The organism is Streptomyces sp. NPDC005799, from assembly GCF_040630525.1.
In the GTDB taxonomy this organism is placed as follows: Bacteria; Actinomycetota; Actinomycetes; order Streptomycetales; family Streptomycetaceae; genus Streptomyces; species Streptomyces griseorubiginosus_B.
In genome coordinates this window covers 1-16379 of the sequence record NZ_JBEXXQ010000049.1, presented here as the reverse complement: position 1 = coordinate 16379, position 16379 = coordinate 1, and the positions used below count along the sequence as shown (strand labels likewise).

Here is a 16379-nt window from a genome sequence, read left to right as displayed (position 1 = left end):
GTCAGCCCTCCTCGCGCAGGCCTCCGAAGACGAGCTGCACCACCGCGTCGGCGACCTCGCGCTCGTTCATCCCGCGCCCGTCCGGCCGGTACCACTCGACGATGGAGTTGATCATCCCGAAGACGAGCCGGGTGGCGAGCCGCACCTCCACGTCGCCGCGCACGTCCCCGTCCGCGGCCGCCGCCTTCAGCAGCTCGGCGACCCGGTGGTCGAAGTCGCGGCGGCGCTCCAGGGCCCACCGCTCGGTGCCGGTGTTGCCGCGCACCCGCAGCAGCAGGGTGACGTAGGGGAGTTCGCCGATCAGCACCTCGACCATGCGCCGCACGACGTACTGAAGACGGTCGGCGGCACGCCCCACACGCGCGTGCTCCTCGTCGAGGATCCCGAAGAGGCCGTCCAGGGCCCGGCTCACAGCCCGGCGCAGCAGCTCCTCCTTGCCCGCCACATGGTGGTAGATCGACGACTTGGAGATGCCGGCCGCCTTGGACAGGTGCTCCATGGAGGTGCCGTCGTAGCCGCGCTCGTTGAAGACCTGGACGGCGACGGACAGCAGCGTCTCCGGGGTGTACGTGTCGCGCTTGGCGGTCGTCATGAGGTGCTGCCCTCCCGCTTGTCGGAGGCGTAGGCGTGCCGGTACAGCGCCAGGGAGGGCGCGTAGCGGCCGGAGGGGTCGCGCAGGTGCAGGTCGTCGAGGAGGGCGTAGGCCCAGTTCCGGCCGAGCCTGCGGCTCCACTCGAAGGGGCCCAGCGGGTAGTTGACTCCCAGGCGCATCGCGGTGTCGATGTCCTCCTCGGTGGCCACGCCCTTGGCGACGGCGTCGTGCGCGAGGTCGACGATCCGGGCGACCGTGCGCGCGACGATCATGCCGGGGACGTCTCCGATGACGCTGACGTCCTTGCCGAGCGCCTGGAAGAGGCCGGTGGCCTCAGCGAGGGTCTGCGGGGAGGTGTCCTGGGACGCGGACACGGCGATTCGGGTCGCGCGGCGGTAGTCCAGGGCGAGGTCGAAGTAGACGACGTCCCTGAACTCCACCGAGGTCTGCCCGTCGGCGAGGGCGAGCTGGCCGCCTCCCGGCAGCACCAGGCGGCTGCCGTGGTCCTCGTCCTCCTCGCGGACCTGGATGCCCGCCTCGCGGATCAGCGCGAGCAGTTCCGACGCGGGGCCCAGGTCGCCCTCGGCGACGACGTACGCGGGCGGCTGCGCCTGCTCCGCGGTGTGCGGCTCGGCCCGCTCGGCGTCGTCCCCGTAGTCGTACCAGCCGTGCCCGCTCTTGCGGCCGAGCCGGCCCGACTCGACCAGGCGGCGCTGGGCGAGCGAGGGGGTGAAGCGCACGTCCTGGAAGAAGCTCTGCCACACCGAGTGCGTGACCGACTCGTTGACGTCCTGGCCGATGAGGTCGGTCAGTTCGAAGGCGCCCATCCGGAATCCGCCGGACTCGCGCAGGACCGCGTCGATGGTGGCGGGGTCGGCGCCCTGGGCCTCGTAGACCGCGAACGCCTCGGCGTAGAAGGGCCGGGCGATGCGGTTGACGATGAAGCCGGGGGTGTCGGCGCAGGCCACCGGCGTTTTGCCCCAGGCGCGTGCCATCTCGTACGCGCGCGTGGCCGACGTGACGTCGGTGGCGAATCCGGACACCACCTCCACCAGCGGCAGCAGCGGGGCGGGGTTGAAGAAGTGCAGGCCGACCAAGCGGCCCGGACTGCGCAGCGCGCCGCCGATCGCGGTGACCGACAGGGAGGAGGTGTTGGTGGCGAGCAGACAGTCCTCGTCGACGAGATCCTCGAGCGCCCGGAAGAGGTCCTGCTTGACGTCCAGCCGCTCCAGGACGGCCTCGACCACCAGGGAGCAGTCGGCGAGCTCGGCAAGGTCCGCGGCGGGCAGCAGACGCGCGCGTGCCGCGTCCCGTTCGGCGCCGGTGAGCCGGTCCTTCTCGACGAGCCGGTCGAGCCGGGCGCCGATGGCCGCGGCCGCTTCCCGGGCCCGGCCGGGAACGGCGTCGAACAGTCGTACGCGGTGGCCGGCGACCAGCGCGACCTGGGCGATGCCCTGGCCCATGGTGCCGGTGCCGACGACGGCCACGGGGCTGCTGAGGTCCAGTGCTGTCATGTGCGCGATCCTCCCGCACGGGGTTTTCCACAGATGCGGCGGACCCCCTTGTCCCGACCGATCGTTCGGTTACTCTAACTCTGACTGGCTGTTCCTGCCCATGTTTCTGCCCAGGTCATGAGCTCGACGAAGAGCTCTTGAGACGAGGAGTTGGTCCCGCATGGCCGCCGAACTGACCGCGCACGAGCTCATCGCCAAGCACCGGCCGACCCTCGACCAGGCGCTGGAAGCGATCCGCACGCGTGCGTACTGGTCCCCGCATCCCGAGCACCCCAAGGCCTACGGCGAGAACGGCAGCCTGGACATGGCCGCGGGCAAGGCCGCCTTCGACGCCTTCCTGGGCACCCGCCTCGACCTCGGCCAGCCCGGCACGGACGACTGGGTGGGCGGCGAGGTCTCGCCGTACGGCATCGAGCTGGGCGTGGAGTACCCGCACGCGGACGTCGACGTGCTGCTGCCCGCCATGCGGGCGGGCCAGAAAGCATGGCGGGACGCGGGCGCGGAGGCGCGCGCGGTGGTCTGCCTGGAGATCCTCAAGCGGATCAGCGACCGGACGCACGAGTTCGCGCACGCCGTCATGCACACCAGCGGCCAGGCGTTCATGATGGCGTTCCAGGCGGGCGGCCCACACGCTCAGGACCGCGGACTGGAGGCGGTCGCGTACGCCTACGTGGAGCAGGTACGCACGCCCGACACGGCGGAGTGGACCAAGCCGCAGGGCAAGCGCGACCCGCTCGCGCTCACCAAGCAGTTCACGCCGGTCCCCCGCGGGACCGCGCTGCTGATCGGCTGCAACACCTTCCCGACCTGGAACGGCTATCCGGGCTTGTTCGCCTCCCTGGCGACCGGCAACGCGGTCCTGGTCAAGCCCCACCCGCGCGCGGTACTGCCGCTCGCGCTCACCGTGCAGGTCGCGCGTGAGGTCCTCGGCCAGGCCGGCTTCGACCCGAACCTGGTGGCTCTGGCGGCCGAGCGCCCCGGCGAGGGCATCGCCAAGACCCTGGCGACCCGCCCGGAGATCCGGATCATCGACTACACGGGCTCGACCTCCTTCGGCGACTGGCTGGAGGCCAACGCCCGGCAGGCGCAGGTCTACACGGAGAAGGCCGGCGTCAACACGGTGCTCGTGGACTCGACGGCGAACTACAAGGGGATGCTGTCCAACCTGGCCTTCTCGCTGTCCCTGTACAGCGGCCAGATGTGCACCACCCCGCAGAACCTGCTGATCCCCCGTGACGGCATCCGTACCGAGGAGGGGCCGAAGTCGTTCGACGAGGTCGTCGCCGATCTCGCCCGCTCCGTCGACGGACTGCTCGGCGACGACGCCCGCGCGAACGCGCTCCTCGGCGCCATCGTCAACCCGGACGTGAAGGCGCGGCTGGAAGCGGCCGCGGGTCTCGGCGAAGTCGCCCTCGCGTCGAGGGAGATCAGCAACCCGGAGTTCCCGAAGGCCGTGGTCCGCACGCCGGTCATCGTGAAGCTCGACGGCGCCAAGCCGGACGACGAGGCCGCCTACATGAGCGAGTGCTTCGGCCCGGTCTCCTTCGCCGTGGCGGTCGACTCGACGGCCGACGCGCTGGAGCTGCTGCGGCGCACCATCCGCGAGAAGGGCGCGATGACCGTCGGGGCGTACACGAGCGACGAGGAGGTCGAGCGGGCGGTCCAGGAGGTCTGCCTGGAGGAGGCGGCCCAGCTGTCGCTGAACCTGACCGGCGGGGTGTACGTCAACCAGACGGCCGCCTTCTCCGACTTCCACGGCTCGGGCGGCAACCCGGCGGCCAACGCCGCGCTGTGCGACGGGGCGTTCGTGGCCAACCGTTTCCGGGTCGTCGAGGTGCGGCGGGAGGCCTAGAAACCGCCGGCGCTCCAGTGGTAGAGCGTCATCGCCACGCTGGTCGCCAGGTTGTAGCTGGAGACCTGGGGGCGCATGGGCAGGGACAGCAGATGGTCGGCACGCGCGCGTAGGGCGGCCGACAGGCCGCTGCGCTCCGATCCGAACGCGAGGACGGCGTCGTCCGGGAGCTTCGTCCCCCGGATGTCGTCGCCCTCCGGGTCCAGGGCGAACAGCGGCCCCTCGGGCAGCTCCTCCACGGTCAGCCGTTCCACCGCCGTCGCGAAGTGCAGCCCGGCCCCGCCGCGGACGACCGTCGGGTGCCAGGGGTCCAGCGTGCCGGTGGTGACCACACCGGTCGCTCCGAAACCGGCGGCCAGACGGATCACCGCGCCCGCGTTGCCCAGGTTGCGCGGGTTGTCGAGGACCACGACCGGGGCGGTGCGGGGGCGGCGCGCCAGCGTCTCGAGATGCGCCGCGCGGGGCGGTCGTACGGCCAGGGCGGCCACTGCCGTGGCGTGCGGGCGTTCGACGAGGCCGCGGTACGTGGGCTCCGGCACCTCGGTCAGGAGCGCGGCCAGCGTGTCCGTGACGTCGGGGGCCAGCTCGTCGGCGAGGGCGAGCGCGGCCGGCCGGTCCACCGCGACCGCCACCGGGATCTCCGCTCCGAAGCGCACGGCGTGCTTGAGGGCGTGGAAGCCGTCGAGCAGGACGCAGGAGTCGGCGAGCCGGCGCCAGAGGGTCACGGGGTCGGTCATGGCGTGCAGCCTACGTGCGCGTGGCCCGGGGGTTCACGCCGTGGAGTTCGCGTGCGTGGGCTCGGGGTTCTCCGGTGTCCGCGGCTCGGGCACCGCCGCACGGCCCGCCAGGGCGCGGGTGCGCGCGCGTGCGGCCCAGCCGCCCAGACGGCGCAGGAACGACGTCGGCAGGAAGACCGCGTCCGTCGCGATCATGGCCAGCGAGAAGAACGGCAGCCCGAGGACCACGGCGATCACGGCGTGCTCGGTCATCATCACCGCCAGCAGGACGTTCTTCACCCGCCGGTTGAACAGCGTGAAGGGGAAGGCGACCTGCACGATCACGGTCCCGTACGTCACCAGCATCACCATCGTGCCGCTGGAGGACAGCAGGTCGGCGAGACCCGGCCAGGGCGAGAAGTAGTCGAGGTGGAGCGGGTAGTAGACGGCGGTACCGTCCTGCCAGCGCGAGCCCTGGATCTTGTACCAGCCGGCCGTCGCGTAGATCAGACAGGCCTCGGCCATGATCACCAGCAGCGCGCCGTTGTGCACGACGTTGGCCACGACGTCCGCCAGGATCCGCGGTTCCCGGCCCCTGGCCCAGCGGGCGACGGCCCACCGCACGGCCTGCGCCACCCACACCAGCCACAGGATGACCGGCACGGTCGGGTCGGTGCCGTCGAAGCGGCCACCGGCCGTCACCGCGACGAGGACGAACCCGAGCACGCCCCACAGGGCGGGACCGATCCGGTCCGCGACGCCCTCCCCACGCGCGTATGCCTCACGCGTGCGCCGTTCCCGCCGCGCGTCCAGCGACCACACCTGGCCGCAGCGGGTGAAGACGAGATAGACGGACATCAGGTGCAGGACGTTGTCACCACCGTCGCCGATGAAGACGCTGCGGTTCTGCAGAGAGAGCACACCGACCATGAAGAGCACGGACATGGTGCGGGTGCGCCAGCCGAGCAGCAGCAGGACGCTCGCCAGCAGGGCGAACGCGTAGACCAGCTCGAACCAGAACCGGCCGCTGGACCACATCAGGGCCGTGAAGGCGTGGTTGTCGGCGATCAGCCGCTGGGCCAGGTCCCAGCTCCACGGAGCGTCGGGGCCGTACATCTCCTGGCGGTGCGGGAACTCGCGGAGCAGGAACAGCAGCCAGGTCGCGCTGAAGCCGATGCGGACCACGGCGGTCTGGTACGGGCCGAGGGCCGCGTCGGTGACGCGGGCGATGCCAGCCGAGACGGCCAGAGCGAAACGGTTCACTCCGCGCCCCCCTCGGTGTCGGCGGCCGAGACCGGCCACCAGGGCAGCACGCGGTACATCGGCTGGTCGGAGAGCTTCTCGCCACTCCACTTCGGGGGCTGGACGTTGGTGGTGCGCGAGCGGACCTGCACCTGGATCACCGAGCCGCTCTTCCCAGCCGCGTCGTCCCGGTCGAGGCGCAGCGCCACGATGCGCCGCACATACGCCTCGGACAGAGAGCCGCGCAGGCCCGAGGGGCGGTTGTCGGCGTCATGCGTGGCGAGGAAGAAGTCCCAGGCCCGGCGCAGTTCGTTCTGCTGGGTGTGGCTGGGCAGCAGATTGCCGTCGATGGCCCGGCCGTCCTCGGCCGACAGGTCGTACCAACCGGTGGTGCGCACCCCGCCGTCTGTCGCGCGCACCTCGGCGCGGGCCTGGACCGCGATGTTCTGCTGCAGCGGGTTGGGCGCGAACAGTTTCCAGTTCTGTTCGAACTCCGGGTAGATCCATTCGTCGATCGCCTTGCCGTGCTGCTGGGTGACCGTGTTCGCCGGCGCGACATGCAGGAACACCATGCCGATGTGCACGCAGACCACGGCGGCGACGACGGCGAGAGCGAGGGCGGCGCCTATCTGGTAGCGCGGGGAGAGGGCTGCGACACCGGTCCGGGGCTCCGCGTAGGGGCCGGTGCGGGGGGCGGCGGCGTCCGGCTCGGGTGCCGAGGGGGGCTCGGGCGGCGCGGACCCCTGCTCGGCCGTCCCGTCCGGTTCACCCGGCTCGGGCAAGCCGCCGGGCCCGTCCGGCACACGCCGGGCGCCCGACCCTGTGTCGTACGCGTCCATTCCGCCCCGATCCCCGATCCCGGTCCGTCTTCGGCTGCCCGGCCGCGGGCACCGCACCACACGGGCCCGTCGCACCACCGCACTCGCACGCGAACGGTACTCAGACCCGCCCGCGAGGCACAGTCCCCTCCCGCGAGGCACAGTCCCCTCCCGCGGAGCCCGGCTCGTCCTACCGGACCGGCCCGGCGGCGCGGACCGGATCCGCGTTTTCCACAGGGCATGCCCGCAGGTTGTCCACAGCGGTTGACACCTTACGGCGCCCGACCGACCATGGAATCGCACGAACCGAACGATCGGTCGGGAGCCGATTCCGGACAGAACCCAGGTCGAGGGGGACCGCATGGCCACAGCAGCCGCGCACAAGGCGTACGGCACCGAGGAGGAACACGCGGGCACCGCCGCCTACGAGCGTGCCTTCGACGCCGCCGTGGCCGCGGACGAGCGCATCGAGCCACGGGACTGGATGCCCGACGCCTACCGCGCGACGCTGGTCCGGCAGATGGCCCAGCACGCCCACTCCGAGATCATCGGCATGCAGCCCGAGGCCAACTGGATCACGCGCGCTCCCTCCCTGCGCCGCAAGGCCATCCTGATGGCCAAGGTCCAGGACGAGGCGGGCCACGGGCTCTACCTCTACAGCGCGGCCGAAACCCTGGGCACCAGCCGCGAGGAGCTGCTGGACAAGCTCCACTCCGGCCGCCAGAAGTACTCGTCGATCTTCAACTACCCGACGCTGACCTGGGCGGACGTCGGCGCCATCGGCTGGCTGGTGGACGGCGCGGCGATCACCAACCAGGTCCCGCTGTGCCGCTGCTCGTACGGACCGTACGCGCGCGCCATGGTCCGGATCTGCAAGGAGGAATCCTTCCACCAGCGCCAGGGCTACGAGCTGCTGCTCGCCCTCAGCCGCGGCACCCCCGAGCAGCACGCGATGGCCCAGGACGCGGTGGACCGCTGGTGGTGGCCGTCCCTGATGATGTTCGGCCCGCCCGACGACGAGTCGGCGCACTCCGCGCAGTCGATGACGTGGAAGATCAAGCGGCACTCGAACGACGACCTGCGCCAGCGCTTCGTCGACATCTGCGTCCCCCAGGCCGAGTCCCTGGGCCTGACCCTGCCCGACCCGGACCTGAAGTGGAACGAGGAGCGGGGACACCACGACTTCGGCCCGATCGACTGGACGGAGTTCAAGGAAGTCCTCAAGGGCAACGGACCGTGCAACGAACAGCGGCTCACCCAGCGCAGAAAGGCCCATGAAGAGGGCGCCTGGGTGCGCGAGGCGGCCGCGGCCCACGCGGCCAGGCACAGCGACGACACGAAAGCGGAGCAGGCATGACCAACACCGACTGGCCCCTGTGGGAGGTCTTCGTGCGCTCGCGCCGGGGCCTGTCCCACACCCACGCCGGCAGTCTGCACGCGCCGGACGCGGAGTTCGCCCTGCGCAACGCCCGCGACCTGTACACCCGGCGCGGCGAGGGCGTCTCGATCTGGGTCGTGCCCTCGACCGCGATCACCGCGTCCTCGCCGGACGAGAAGGACCCGTTCTTCGAGCCGGCCGCCGACAAGCCGTACCGGCACCCGACGTTCTACGAGATCCCGGAGGGGGTGAAGCACCTGTGACGACGACCGTTCCCACGGCTGCCGCCCTCGCTCTCGGCGACGACGCCCTGGTGCTCTCGCACCGTCTGGGGGAGTGGGCCGGCCACGCCCCGGTCCTGGAGGAGGAGGTCGCCCTCGCCAACATCGCGCTGGACCTGCTCGGGCAGGCCCGGGTGCTGCTGTCGACGGTGGGAGACGAGGACGAGCTGGCGTATCTGCGGGAGGAACGCGCCTTCCGCAACCTGCAGTTGGTGGAACAGCCCAACGGCGACTTCGCCCACACCATCGTCCGCCAGCTGTACTTCTCCACCTATCAGCACCTGCTGTACGCCGAACTGGCCGCCGGAGATGGCCCGTTCGCCGGTCTCGCCGCGAAGGCCGTCAAGGAGGTCGCCTACCACCGCGACCACGCCGAGCAGTGGACCCTGCGACTCGGCGACGGCACGGACGCCAGCCATGAGCGGATGGTGCGGGCGTGCACGGCACTGTGGCGCTTCACCGGCGAGATGTTCCAGCCGGTGGACGGGCTGGACGTCGACTGGGCCGGGATGGACACCGCCTGGCTGGAGTCCGTCGAGGCCGTGCTGCGCCGGGCGACCCTGCCCCTCCCGGAAGGGCCGCGCTCCGGCGCCTGGTCGGCCGGCGCGGGCCGTCAGGGCGTGCACAGCGAGCCGTTCGGGCGGATGCTCGCCGAGATGCAGCATCTGCACCGCAGCCACCCGGGGGCGTCATGGTGACGACGACCCCGCTGGAGGCCGAACTCCTCGAGATCGCAGGCTCGGTGCCCGACCCTGAGCTGCCGGTGCTCACCCTTCACGAACTCGGTGTCGTACGGGCGGTGCATGTGCGCGGCGCGGACTCGGTCGAGGTGGAGCTGACCCCGACGTACACCGGCTGCCCGGCCATCGAGGCGATGTCCCTGGACATCGAGCGGGTACTGCGGGCCCACGGCATGCGCGAGGTCGCGGTCCGCACGGTGCTGCGGCCGGCCTGGTCGACGGACGACATCACGGCCGAAGGGCGGCGCAAACTCCGGGATTTCGGGATCGCACCGCCACGCTCGGCACGTGACTCCGGGCCGGTGACCGTCGGGTTGGGACCGACCCGCACCCTCGCCGACGAACCCGCACCCCGGCCCGAGCCCGTCCGCTGCCCCCACTGCGGCTCCCCCGACACCGAGCTGCTGAGCCGTTTCTCCTCCACCGCGTGCAAGGCACTGCGCCGCTGTCTCGCCTGCCGCGAACCCTTCGACCACTTCAAGGAGTTTTGATGGCCCGCTTCCACGCGCTCCCGGTGGCGGCGGTCGACCGGCTCACCGACGACTCCGTGGCCCTCACCCTGACCGTCCCGCCCGAACTGCGCGAGGAGTACCGGCACGCGGCCGGCCAGCACCTCGCCCTGCGCCGCGTCGTCGACGGGGTCGAGATACGCCGTACGTACTCGATCTGCTCCCCGGCACCCGACGCGGACGGGCCGCACACCCTGCGGGTCGGCGTGCGGCTGGTGGAGGGCGGGGCCTTCTCGACGTACGCGCTCAAGGAGATCAACGTCGGTGACGAGCTGGAGGTCATGACCCCGGCCGGCCGCTTCACGCTCGACCCGGCGCCCGGGCTGTACGCGGCCGTCGTCGGCGGCAGCGGCATCACCCCGGTGTTGTCGATCGTCTCGACACTGCTCGCGCGCGAGCCGGAGGCGCGGTTCTGCCTCATACGCAGCGACCGGACGGCCGCCTCGACGATGTTCCTGGAGGAGGTCGCCGACCTCAAGGACCGGTATCCGGGACGGTTTCAGCTGGTCACGGTGCTGTCCCGGGAGGAACAGCAGGCGGGGCTGCCGTCCGGGCGGTTGGACCAGGAGCGGTTGACCGGGTTGCTGCCCGCGCTGCTGCCGGTGGACCGGGTGGCGGGGTGGTTCCTGTGCGGCCCCTACGGACTGGTGCAGCAGGCGGAGCGGACGCTGCGCGGCCTCGGTGTCCCCCGGGCCCGTATCCACGAGGAGATCTTCCACGTGGACAGCGCCCAGCCGATCACCGGTACCACCATCGGCGCCGCCCCCGCGCACAGCACGGTCACGGCCCGGCTCGACGGGCGCGGCGGGACCTGGCCCGTGCAGGCCGGTGAATCCCTGCTCGACACGGTCCTGCGCAACCGGCCCGACGCCCCGTACGCCTGCAAGGGCGGGGTGTGCGGGACCTGCCGCGCCTTCCTGGTCACCGGCGAGGTGCGGATGGACCGCAATTTCGCGCTGGAGCGGGAGGAGACGGAGGCGGGATATGTGCTGGCGTGCCAGTCGCATCCGGTGACGGAGAGGGTGGAGCTGGACTTCGACCGGTGAACACCGGTGGAGCGCCGGCCCCCGACGGAACCTCGGCGGAGCGTCGGCACCGACCGGTGAACACCGGCGGAGCGCCGCCCCCGCATTGCCCGTGCATTGGCCGTCGGCAGCCCGTTCCCTTCTTCTAGAACCTGTTCTATCTTGACGGTCCGTCAGATCAGCGGACCCTCCGGAGGGACAGGACCGTGGACTTCACCTTCACCGAGGAGCAGCAGGCGGCGGCCGAGGCGGCACGGGGGGTGTTCGCCGGGGTCGCTCCGGACACGGTGCCCTCTCCCTCGCTGGTCGCGGGCGCCGTCGCCGAGGACTTCGACCGTCCGCTGTGGGGCAGGCTCGCCGAGGCCGACCTGCTGAGTCTGCTGCTGGACGCGGAGTACGGCGGGGCGGGGCTGGACGCCGTCGCGCTGTGTCTGGTGCTGCGGGAGTCGGCGAAGGGACTGGCGCGGGTGCCGTTGCTGGAGAGCGCCGCGGCCACCGCCGCCGTACAGGCCTACGGCGGGCCGGAGTTGAAGGCGGCGCTGCTGGAGCGGGCGGGGCGGGGCGAGCTGGTGCTGACCGTCGCTTCGAACGGCCGCACCGGTCACGACGGTGCCGAGCTCGCCGTCACCGCCCGACAGGACGGCGACGACTGGCTGCTGGACGGGGTACAGACCGCGGTGCCGTGGGCGCACACCGCCGACCTCGTCCTCGTACCGGCGCGGACGGCGGCGGACCGGACCCTGCTCGCCGTGGTGTCCCGCGACCACGAAGGGGTCGTGCTCGGTGAGCAGATCTCCACCGCGGGGGAGCGGCTCGGCGAGCTGCGGCTGGAGTCGGCGAGGATCGCGGCCCGGGACATGATCGACGCGGACGGGGCCTGGGAGTGGCTGCGGGAGCTGCTGACGACCGGGACCTGTGCGCTCGCGCTCGGGCTGGGCGAGCGGGTGCTGGAGATGACGAGCGACTACGCCGGCAAGCGGGAGCAGTTCGGACATCCGATCGCCACGTTCCAGGCGGTGGCGGTACAGGCCGCCGACCGCTACATCGACCTCCGCGCCATGGAGGCCACGCTCTGGCAGGCGGCGTGGCGGATGGCCTCCGGGGCGTCCGGCGCACTGCCCGCCTCCGGTGACGTCGCCGTCGCGAAGATCTGGGCGTCGGACGGGGTGCGGCGGATCGTTCAGACGGCACAGCATCTGCACGGCGGGTTCGGCGCGGACGTCGAGTACCCGCTCCACCGGTACCACGCCTGGGCCAAGCACCTGGAACTGGCGCTCGGCCCGGCGGCGGCACACGAGGAGGCACTGGGCGATCTGCTGGCGGCGCACCCACTGGGCTGACGGCCCCTGGTCCCCTGGTCCCCTGGAACTAGAGCACGAACCCGGGTCGGCCCTCGTCCGTCACGACGGGTCGGCCCGCGGCGGCCCAGACCTGCATGCCGCCGTCGACGTTCACCGCGTCGATGCCCTGCTGGACCAGATACATCGTGACCTGGGCCGACCGGCCGCCCGAGCGGCAGATCACATGCACGCGGCCGTCCTGCGGCGCGGCCTCCGTCAGCTCACCGTAGCGGGCGACGAACTCGCTGATGGGGATGTGCAGGGCGCCTTCGGCATGGCCCGCCTGCCACTCGTCGTCCTCGCGGACGTCCACCAGGAAGTCGCTGTCCTTGAGGTCCGAGACCCCGACCGTGGGCACACCAGCTCCGAAACTCATACCCCGACGCTACCGGACACCGTCCGAGGTCCCCGCCCGGCTACTGCTCGAGCAGCGTCGCCAGCTCCTGTTCGCGCAGGGCGACGTCCGCCAGGAGCTGTTCGGCGATCTCGTCGAGGAGCCGATCCGGGTCGTCGGGAGCGAGACGGAGCATCGAGCCGATCGCGCCCTCCTCCAGCTCCTTGGCCACCAGCGTCAGCAACTCCTTGCGCTGGGCGAGCCACTCGAGGCGGGCGTACAGCTCCTCGCTGCGGCTCGGGCCGCGCTCCACCGGCGCCGGCCCCTTGGCCCACTCCTCCGCCAGCTCACGCAGCAGGGCCTCGTCGCCGCGGGCGTAGGCACCGTTGACCCGGGTGATGAACTCCTCACGGCGCGCCCGCTCGGCGTCGTCCTGAGCCAGGTCGGGGTGAGCCTTGCGAGCGAGTTCGCGGTAGAGCTTGCGGGCCTCGGCGCTGGGGCGCACCCGCTGCGGAGGGCGTACGGGCTGCTCGGTGAGCATCGCCGCGGCTTCCGGGAACAGGCCGTCACCGTCCATCCAGCCGTGGAACAGCTCCTCCACGGCCGGCATCGGCAGCACCCGGGCACGCGCCTCGTCCGCCTTGCGACGGTCCTCGGGGTCGCCGGTGCGGGCGGCCCTGGCCTCGGCTATCTGCGCGTCCAGCTCGTCGAGGCGGGCGTACATCGGGCCGAGCTTCTGGTGGTGCAGCCGGGAGAAGTTCTCGACCTCGATGCGGAAGGTCTCGACCGCGATCTCGTACTCGATCAGCGCCTGCTCGGCGGCCCGCACGGCACGCTCCAGCCGCTCCTCGGGGCGCGGCGCACCGTCCTCGGGCGTCGATGGCGTCTCACCGGCGACCCCACCCTGCTCAGCTTCCGGGCTCGTCACCCGACCAGCGTAGGCCACGCCGGGAGCAGCACGGCCTGTCCTGCGACCGCGACGCCGCGAGGGACACCGGTGCGACCGGAGAGGAGCACCTCACGGGCACCGCTCACGCGCCCGCAACCCCCGCCGGACACCTCGCCCGCCACGGCTCACGCGCCCGCCACCCCGCCGGACACCACGCCCGCCACCGCTCACACGGCCACCACCCCGCCCGCCGTCACAGCCTCACGCACCCGGCTGGACATGATGCCCCCCACACACACCGCGGACATCACACCCTCACACCCCCATCTCCGCCGCCACCCTCCCCGCCCGTACCGCCGTCACGAAATCGGCGTGGTCGGACTCCGTGCGGTCGGCGTAGGCGACGGCGAAGTCTGCGATCGCCTCGTCCAGTTCCTCGTTCTTGCCGCAGTAGCCGGCGACCAGGCGCGGGTCGGCGCTGTGGGAGTGGGCGCGGGCCAGCAGGGCGCCGGTCATCCGGCCGTAGTCGTCGATCTGGTCGGCGGCCAGTGCCGCGGGGTCGACACTCCCCTTGCGGTTGCGGAACTGCCGCACCTGGTAGGGCCGTCCGTCCACCGAGGTCCAGCCCAGCAGGATGTCGCTGACGACCTGCATCCGCTTCTGGCCGAGCACCACCCGGCGCCCCTCGTGCTCGACGACCGGCGCCTCGAAACCGGCGGTCACCAGGTGCGGCACCAGCGCCGAGGGGCGGGCCTCCTTCACCTGCAGCACCAGCGGCTCACCGCGGTGGTCCAGCAGGAGCACCACGTAGGACCGGGTGCCCACGCTTCCCGTGCCGACGACCCGGAAGGCGACGTCGTGCACCGCGTGCCGGGCGAGGAGCGGGAGGCGGTCCTCGGACAGCGTGTCCACGTAACTCTCCAGGGACGCGGCGACGGCGGCCGCCTCCTCGTCCCCCACCCGCCGCAGCACCGGCGCCGCGTCCACGAATCGGCGGCCGCCGTCCTCGTGCTGCTGCGTCGCCTTCGACGCGAACCGCCCACTGGTGTTGGCCCGCGCCTTCTCGGAGACCCTCTCCAGCGTGCCGAGCAGGTCATGGGCGTCGGTGTGCGAGACCAGTTCCTCGTCCGCGATCGCGTTCCACGCGTCCAGCACCGGCAGCTTGGCCAGCAGCCGCATCGTGCGGCGATAGGCACCGGTCGCGTCGTAGGCCGCCTTGCGGCACTGGGTCTCGTCGGCGCCGGCCTCCCGGCCCGCGAGCACCAGGGAGGCGGCGAGCCGCTTCAGGTCCCACTCCCAGGGGCCGTACACGGTCTCGTCGAAGTCGTTCAGGTCGATCACGAGGTCGCCGCGCGCGTCACCGTACAGACCGAAGTTCGCGGCGTGGGCGTCCCCGCAGATCTGGGCGCGGATCCTGGTCATGGGCGTGCGCGCGAGGTCGTACGCCATCAGGCCCGCCGAGCCGCGCAGGAACGCGAAGGGGGTGGCCGCCATCCGGCCCGCCCTTATCGGGGTGAGCTCGGGGATGCGGCCGAGGTTGGACTCCTCCACCGCGGCGACCGCGGCGGGCCGCCCCGCGTCGAGGTCGAGCTCGGCGTGCGCCCGGCGCGGGACCAGCTTGCGCAGCGCCTTGCCCTCCTCCTTGGGCGAGCCCTCCACCGGCCACTCGGCGAATCCGCGCACCCGCGGCAACCGCCGCGCACCCGACGCCGCTGTCGCAGACGCCACGGTCGCCGACGCCGCTGTCGCCTCCGCCGCTGCCACCGCTCCGCTTTCGGTCACACCGACCGCCTCCCCCGCACTCACACGACGCACGCCCACCACCGGGCGCCGACGGACATCAAGACGAACCTCAGGACGAACATCAAGACGAACATCAACTCGTGCCGACCGTACAGCCGGCGACGAGAACGCGTCAGACCCTGTGGACAACTCCGAACCTGTGGAAAACCCCGCCCGGCGACGGCCCGACCGACCCGTGTGATTGTCCTCACCAGGTAATACGCCTCACACCGCTCCGGACAACGCGAAGGCCCCCAGGTCTGGGACCTGGGGGCCTTCGGCTGGTGCGCGAGGGGGGAGTTGAACCCCCACGCCCTTGCGGGCACTGGAACCTGAATCCAGCGCGTCTGCCTATTCCGCCACCCGCGCATTTGGGTGTGTCCTCCGACTCCTTGCCCTTGTGGGCTGGCGCCTTCCGACACCCAGAACATTAGCACGCTGGCAGGGGTGGGTTCACATCGCTTTCCCGGGGGCAGCCGCCGACCAGGGAGGTCTCCCGATCCCGGCCGGCGACCGGCCGACGTTCGGAGTCCTTCACTCCGTATCAGGGAGTGCCGGTTCTCGTATCAACCTCGTACCGGTACGGCCCGTCTCCCCAGGAGCCGGGCCAGGTCCACAGCCAGGTGCGGGACACTGGTCTGCGGCCGCCTCTACGATCCATGCCAGAACGAGTTCGCGGGAGGAGTTCGAAGAGGAGCCTCGGAGGGAACCTCCGGAGGAACCGGGGCGGGTGCGACACCCGTCGGCGGGGCCAGCGGGGGGAACCAGCCGATTCACCGGCGCGTGGATACGATCAGTAAGCAGTACCAGGTAAGGCAGTACCCGCCAAGCGGGAAGCAGGACGACAGCGACATCGGAGGAGGTGCCCCATGGGAGTCCTGAAGAAGTTCGAGCAGCGTCTCGAAGGTCTGGTCAACGGCACCTTCGCCAAGGTGTTCAAGTCCGAGGTCCAGCCCGTGGAGATCGCAGGCGCGCTCCAGCGCGAGTGCGACAACAACGCGACCATCTGGAACCGCGACCGGACGGTCGTCCCCAACGACTTCATCGTGGAGCTGAGCACGCCGGACTTCGAGCGGCTCAGCCCCTACTCCGGCCAGCTCGGCGACGAGCTCGCCGGCATGGTGCGCGACTACGCCAAGCAGCAGCGCTACACCTTCATGGGCCCCATCAAGGTCCACCTGGAGAAGGCGGACGACCTCGACACCGGTCTGTACCGTGTGCGCAGCCGTACGCTCGCCTCCTCCACCAGCCAGCAGCCGCCCGCCGGCCCCGCTCCGGCGGCCCCGGCCGCGGGCCGCCCCGGCGGTTACGGCTACCCGCCGGCCGCCGCCCCCGCGGGCGCCCCGCCGATGCCCGCCGCACCGCCG

General features: G+C 71.8%; 16 protein-coding genes and 1 tRNA gene. 8 read left to right on the top strand and 9 right to left on the bottom strand.

The genetic code is table 11. From position 1 onward, the window contains the following. Nucleotide 1 precedes the first annotated feature (1 nt). Both ABZ453_RS37005 and ABZ453_RS37000 read right to left on the bottom strand, forming a co-directional pair. Nucleotides 2-592 (bottom strand): TetR/AcrR family transcriptional regulator, encoded by a 591-nt coding sequence (locus tag ABZ453_RS37005; protein WP_359022142.1) that lies wholly within the window; start codon nt 590-592, stop codon nt 2-4. Then, nucleotides 589-2106 carry a 3-hydroxyacyl-CoA dehydrogenase gene (locus ABZ453_RS37000; protein ID WP_359022140.1) on the bottom strand — a complete coding sequence of 506 codons (1518 nt, stop codon included), beginning with the start codon at nt 2104-2106 and terminating at the stop codon, nt 589-591. The genes ABZ453_RS37005 and ABZ453_RS37000 overlap by 4 nt, the downstream gene beginning before the upstream one ends. Nucleotides 2107-2266: 160 nt before the next feature. On the opposite strand from ABZ453_RS37000, the gene paaN reads away from it, so the two are divergent. Next, the gene (gene paaN / locus ABZ453_RS36995) at nt 2267-3958 is read left to right on the top strand and encodes a phenylacetic acid degradation protein PaaN (RefSeq protein ID WP_359022138.1); all 1692 of its coding nucleotides are present in this window, start codon (nt 2267-2269) and stop codon (nt 3956-3958) included. Here paaN and ABZ453_RS36990 read toward each other — a convergent pair. Genes ABZ453_RS36990 through ABZ453_RS36980 form a run of 3 tightly spaced genes read right to left on the bottom strand, consistent with a single transcriptional unit; the run spans nt 3955 to nt 6755 of the window. Further along, nucleotides 3955-4695, bottom strand: a complete 741-nt coding sequence (locus tag ABZ453_RS36990) for a TrmH family RNA methyltransferase (RefSeq protein ID WP_359022136.1) — start codon at nt 4693-4695, stop codon at nt 3955-3957. The two genes, paaN and ABZ453_RS36990, sit on opposite strands and share 4 nt — an antisense overlap. Before the next feature lie 33 nt (nt 4696-4728). Further along, entirely contained in the window at nt 4729-5937 is a 1209-nt protein-coding gene (locus ABZ453_RS36985; protein WP_359022134.1) for an HTTM domain-containing protein, read from the bottom strand. Beyond that, entirely contained in the window at nt 5934-6755 is an 822-nt protein-coding gene (locus ABZ453_RS36980) for a DUF5819 family protein (RefSeq protein ID WP_359022132.1), read from the bottom strand. Before ABZ453_RS36980 ends, ABZ453_RS36985 begins: the two co-directional genes overlap by 4 nt. 340 nt (nt 6756-7095) lie before the next feature. Between ABZ453_RS36980 and paaA the strand changes: the two genes are divergently transcribed. The 6 genes from paaA to ABZ453_RS36950 all read left to right on the top strand — a co-directional run bounded on the left by paaA (nt 7096) and on the right by ABZ453_RS36950 (nt 12007). Further along, nucleotides 7096-8091, top strand: coding sequence for a 1,2-phenylacetyl-CoA epoxidase subunit PaaA (gene paaA / locus ABZ453_RS36975; RefSeq protein ID WP_359022130.1), 996 nt, complete (start codon nt 7096-7098; stop codon nt 8089-8091). Beyond that, nucleotides 8088-8375 (top strand): 1,2-phenylacetyl-CoA epoxidase subunit PaaB, encoded by a 288-nt coding sequence (gene paaB, locus ABZ453_RS36970; protein ID WP_130439069.1) that lies wholly within the window; start codon nt 8088-8090, stop codon nt 8373-8375. The genes paaA and paaB overlap by 4 nt, the downstream gene beginning before the upstream one ends. After that, nucleotides 8372-9091: a 1,2-phenylacetyl-CoA epoxidase subunit PaaC gene (paaC, locus tag ABZ453_RS36965; protein WP_359022127.1), complete on the top strand. Its 720-nt coding sequence runs from the start codon at nt 8372-8374 to the stop codon at nt 9089-9091. The genes paaB and paaC overlap by 4 nt, the downstream gene beginning before the upstream one ends. Further along, entirely contained in the window at nt 9085-9624 is a 540-nt protein-coding gene (gene paaD / locus ABZ453_RS36960; RefSeq protein WP_359022125.1) for a 1,2-phenylacetyl-CoA epoxidase subunit PaaD, read from the top strand. The genes paaC and paaD overlap by 7 nt, the downstream gene beginning before the upstream one ends. Further along, a complete protein-coding gene (locus tag ABZ453_RS36955; RefSeq protein ID WP_359022123.1) occupies nt 9624-10688 on the top strand; it encodes a 2Fe-2S iron-sulfur cluster-binding protein in 1065 nt (354 codons plus the stop codon). The genes paaD and ABZ453_RS36955 overlap by 1 nt, the downstream gene beginning before the upstream one ends. 185 nt (nt 10689-10873) lie before the next feature. Continuing rightward, the gene (locus tag ABZ453_RS36950) at nt 10874-12007 is read left to right on the top strand and encodes an acyl-CoA dehydrogenase family protein (protein WP_359022121.1); all 1134 of its coding nucleotides are present in this window, start codon (nt 10874-10876) and stop codon (nt 12005-12007) included. Between the two features lie 28 nt (nt 12008-12035). Here ABZ453_RS36950 and ABZ453_RS36945 read toward each other — a convergent pair whose 3' ends face one another. The 4 genes from ABZ453_RS36945 to ABZ453_RS36930 all read right to left on the bottom strand — a co-directional run bounded on the left by ABZ453_RS36945 (nt 12036) and on the right by ABZ453_RS36930 (nt 15381). Beyond that, nucleotides 12036-12365: a rhodanese-like domain-containing protein gene (locus ABZ453_RS36945; RefSeq protein ID WP_208785366.1), complete on the bottom strand. Its 330-nt coding sequence runs from the start codon at nt 12363-12365 to the stop codon at nt 12036-12038. A gap of 58 nt (nt 12366-12423) precedes the next feature. Continuing rightward, on the bottom strand, nt 12424-13269 hold the full coding sequence (locus tag ABZ453_RS36940) for a J domain-containing protein (RefSeq protein WP_359022120.1): 846 nt from the start codon (nt 13267-13269) through the stop codon (nt 12424-12426). A gap of 276 nt (nt 13270-13545) precedes the next feature. After that, on the bottom strand, nt 13546-14958 hold the full coding sequence (locus tag ABZ453_RS36935) for a DUF2252 domain-containing protein (protein WP_359022243.1): 1413 nt from the start codon (nt 14956-14958) through the stop codon (nt 13546-13548). 336 nt (nt 14959-15294) lie between these two features. After that, nucleotides 15295-15381, bottom strand: a tRNA-Leu gene (locus ABZ453_RS36930). A 500-nt stretch (nt 15382-15881) separates the two neighbouring features. Here ABZ453_RS36930 and ABZ453_RS36925 point away from each other — a divergent pair. After that, nucleotides 15882-16379 (top strand): DUF3662 domain-containing protein (locus ABZ453_RS36925; protein WP_359022118.1); only part of this gene is annotated, 498 nt, incomplete at its 3' end.

What these genes read in the sequence shown, in the direction of transcription:
- ABZ453_RS37005 (WP_359022142.1), bottom strand. Translation starts at nt 592, where the DNA reads ATGACGACCGCCAAGCGCGACACGTACACCCCGGAGACGCTGCTGTCC.
- ABZ453_RS37000 (WP_359022140.1), bottom strand. Translation starts at nt 2,106, where the DNA reads ATGACAGCACTGGACCTCAGCAGCCCCGTGGCCGTCGTCGGCACCGGC.
- paaN (WP_359022138.1), top strand. Translation starts at nt 2,267, where the DNA reads ATGGCCGCCGAACTGACCGCGCACGAGCTCATCGCCAAGCACCGGCCG.
- ABZ453_RS36990 (WP_359022136.1), bottom strand. Translation starts at nt 4,695, where the DNA reads ATGACCGACCCCGTGACCCTCTGGCGCCGGCTCGCCGACTCCTGCGTC.
- ABZ453_RS36980 (WP_359022132.1), bottom strand. Translation starts at nt 6,755, where the DNA reads ATGGACGCGTACGACACAGGGTCGGGCGCCCGGCGTGTGCCGGACGGG.
- paaA (WP_359022130.1), top strand. Translation starts at nt 7,096, where the DNA reads ATGGCCACAGCAGCCGCGCACAAGGCGTACGGCACCGAGGAGGAACAC.
- paaB (WP_130439069.1), top strand. Translation starts at nt 8,088, where the DNA reads ATGACCAACACCGACTGGCCCCTGTGGGAGGTCTTCGTGCGCTCGCGC.
- paaD (WP_359022125.1), top strand. Translation starts at nt 9,085, where the DNA reads ATGGTGACGACGACCCCGCTGGAGGCCGAACTCCTCGAGATCGCAGGC.
- ABZ453_RS36955 (WP_359022123.1), top strand. Translation starts at nt 9,624, where the DNA reads ATGGCCCGCTTCCACGCGCTCCCGGTGGCGGCGGTCGACCGGCTCACC.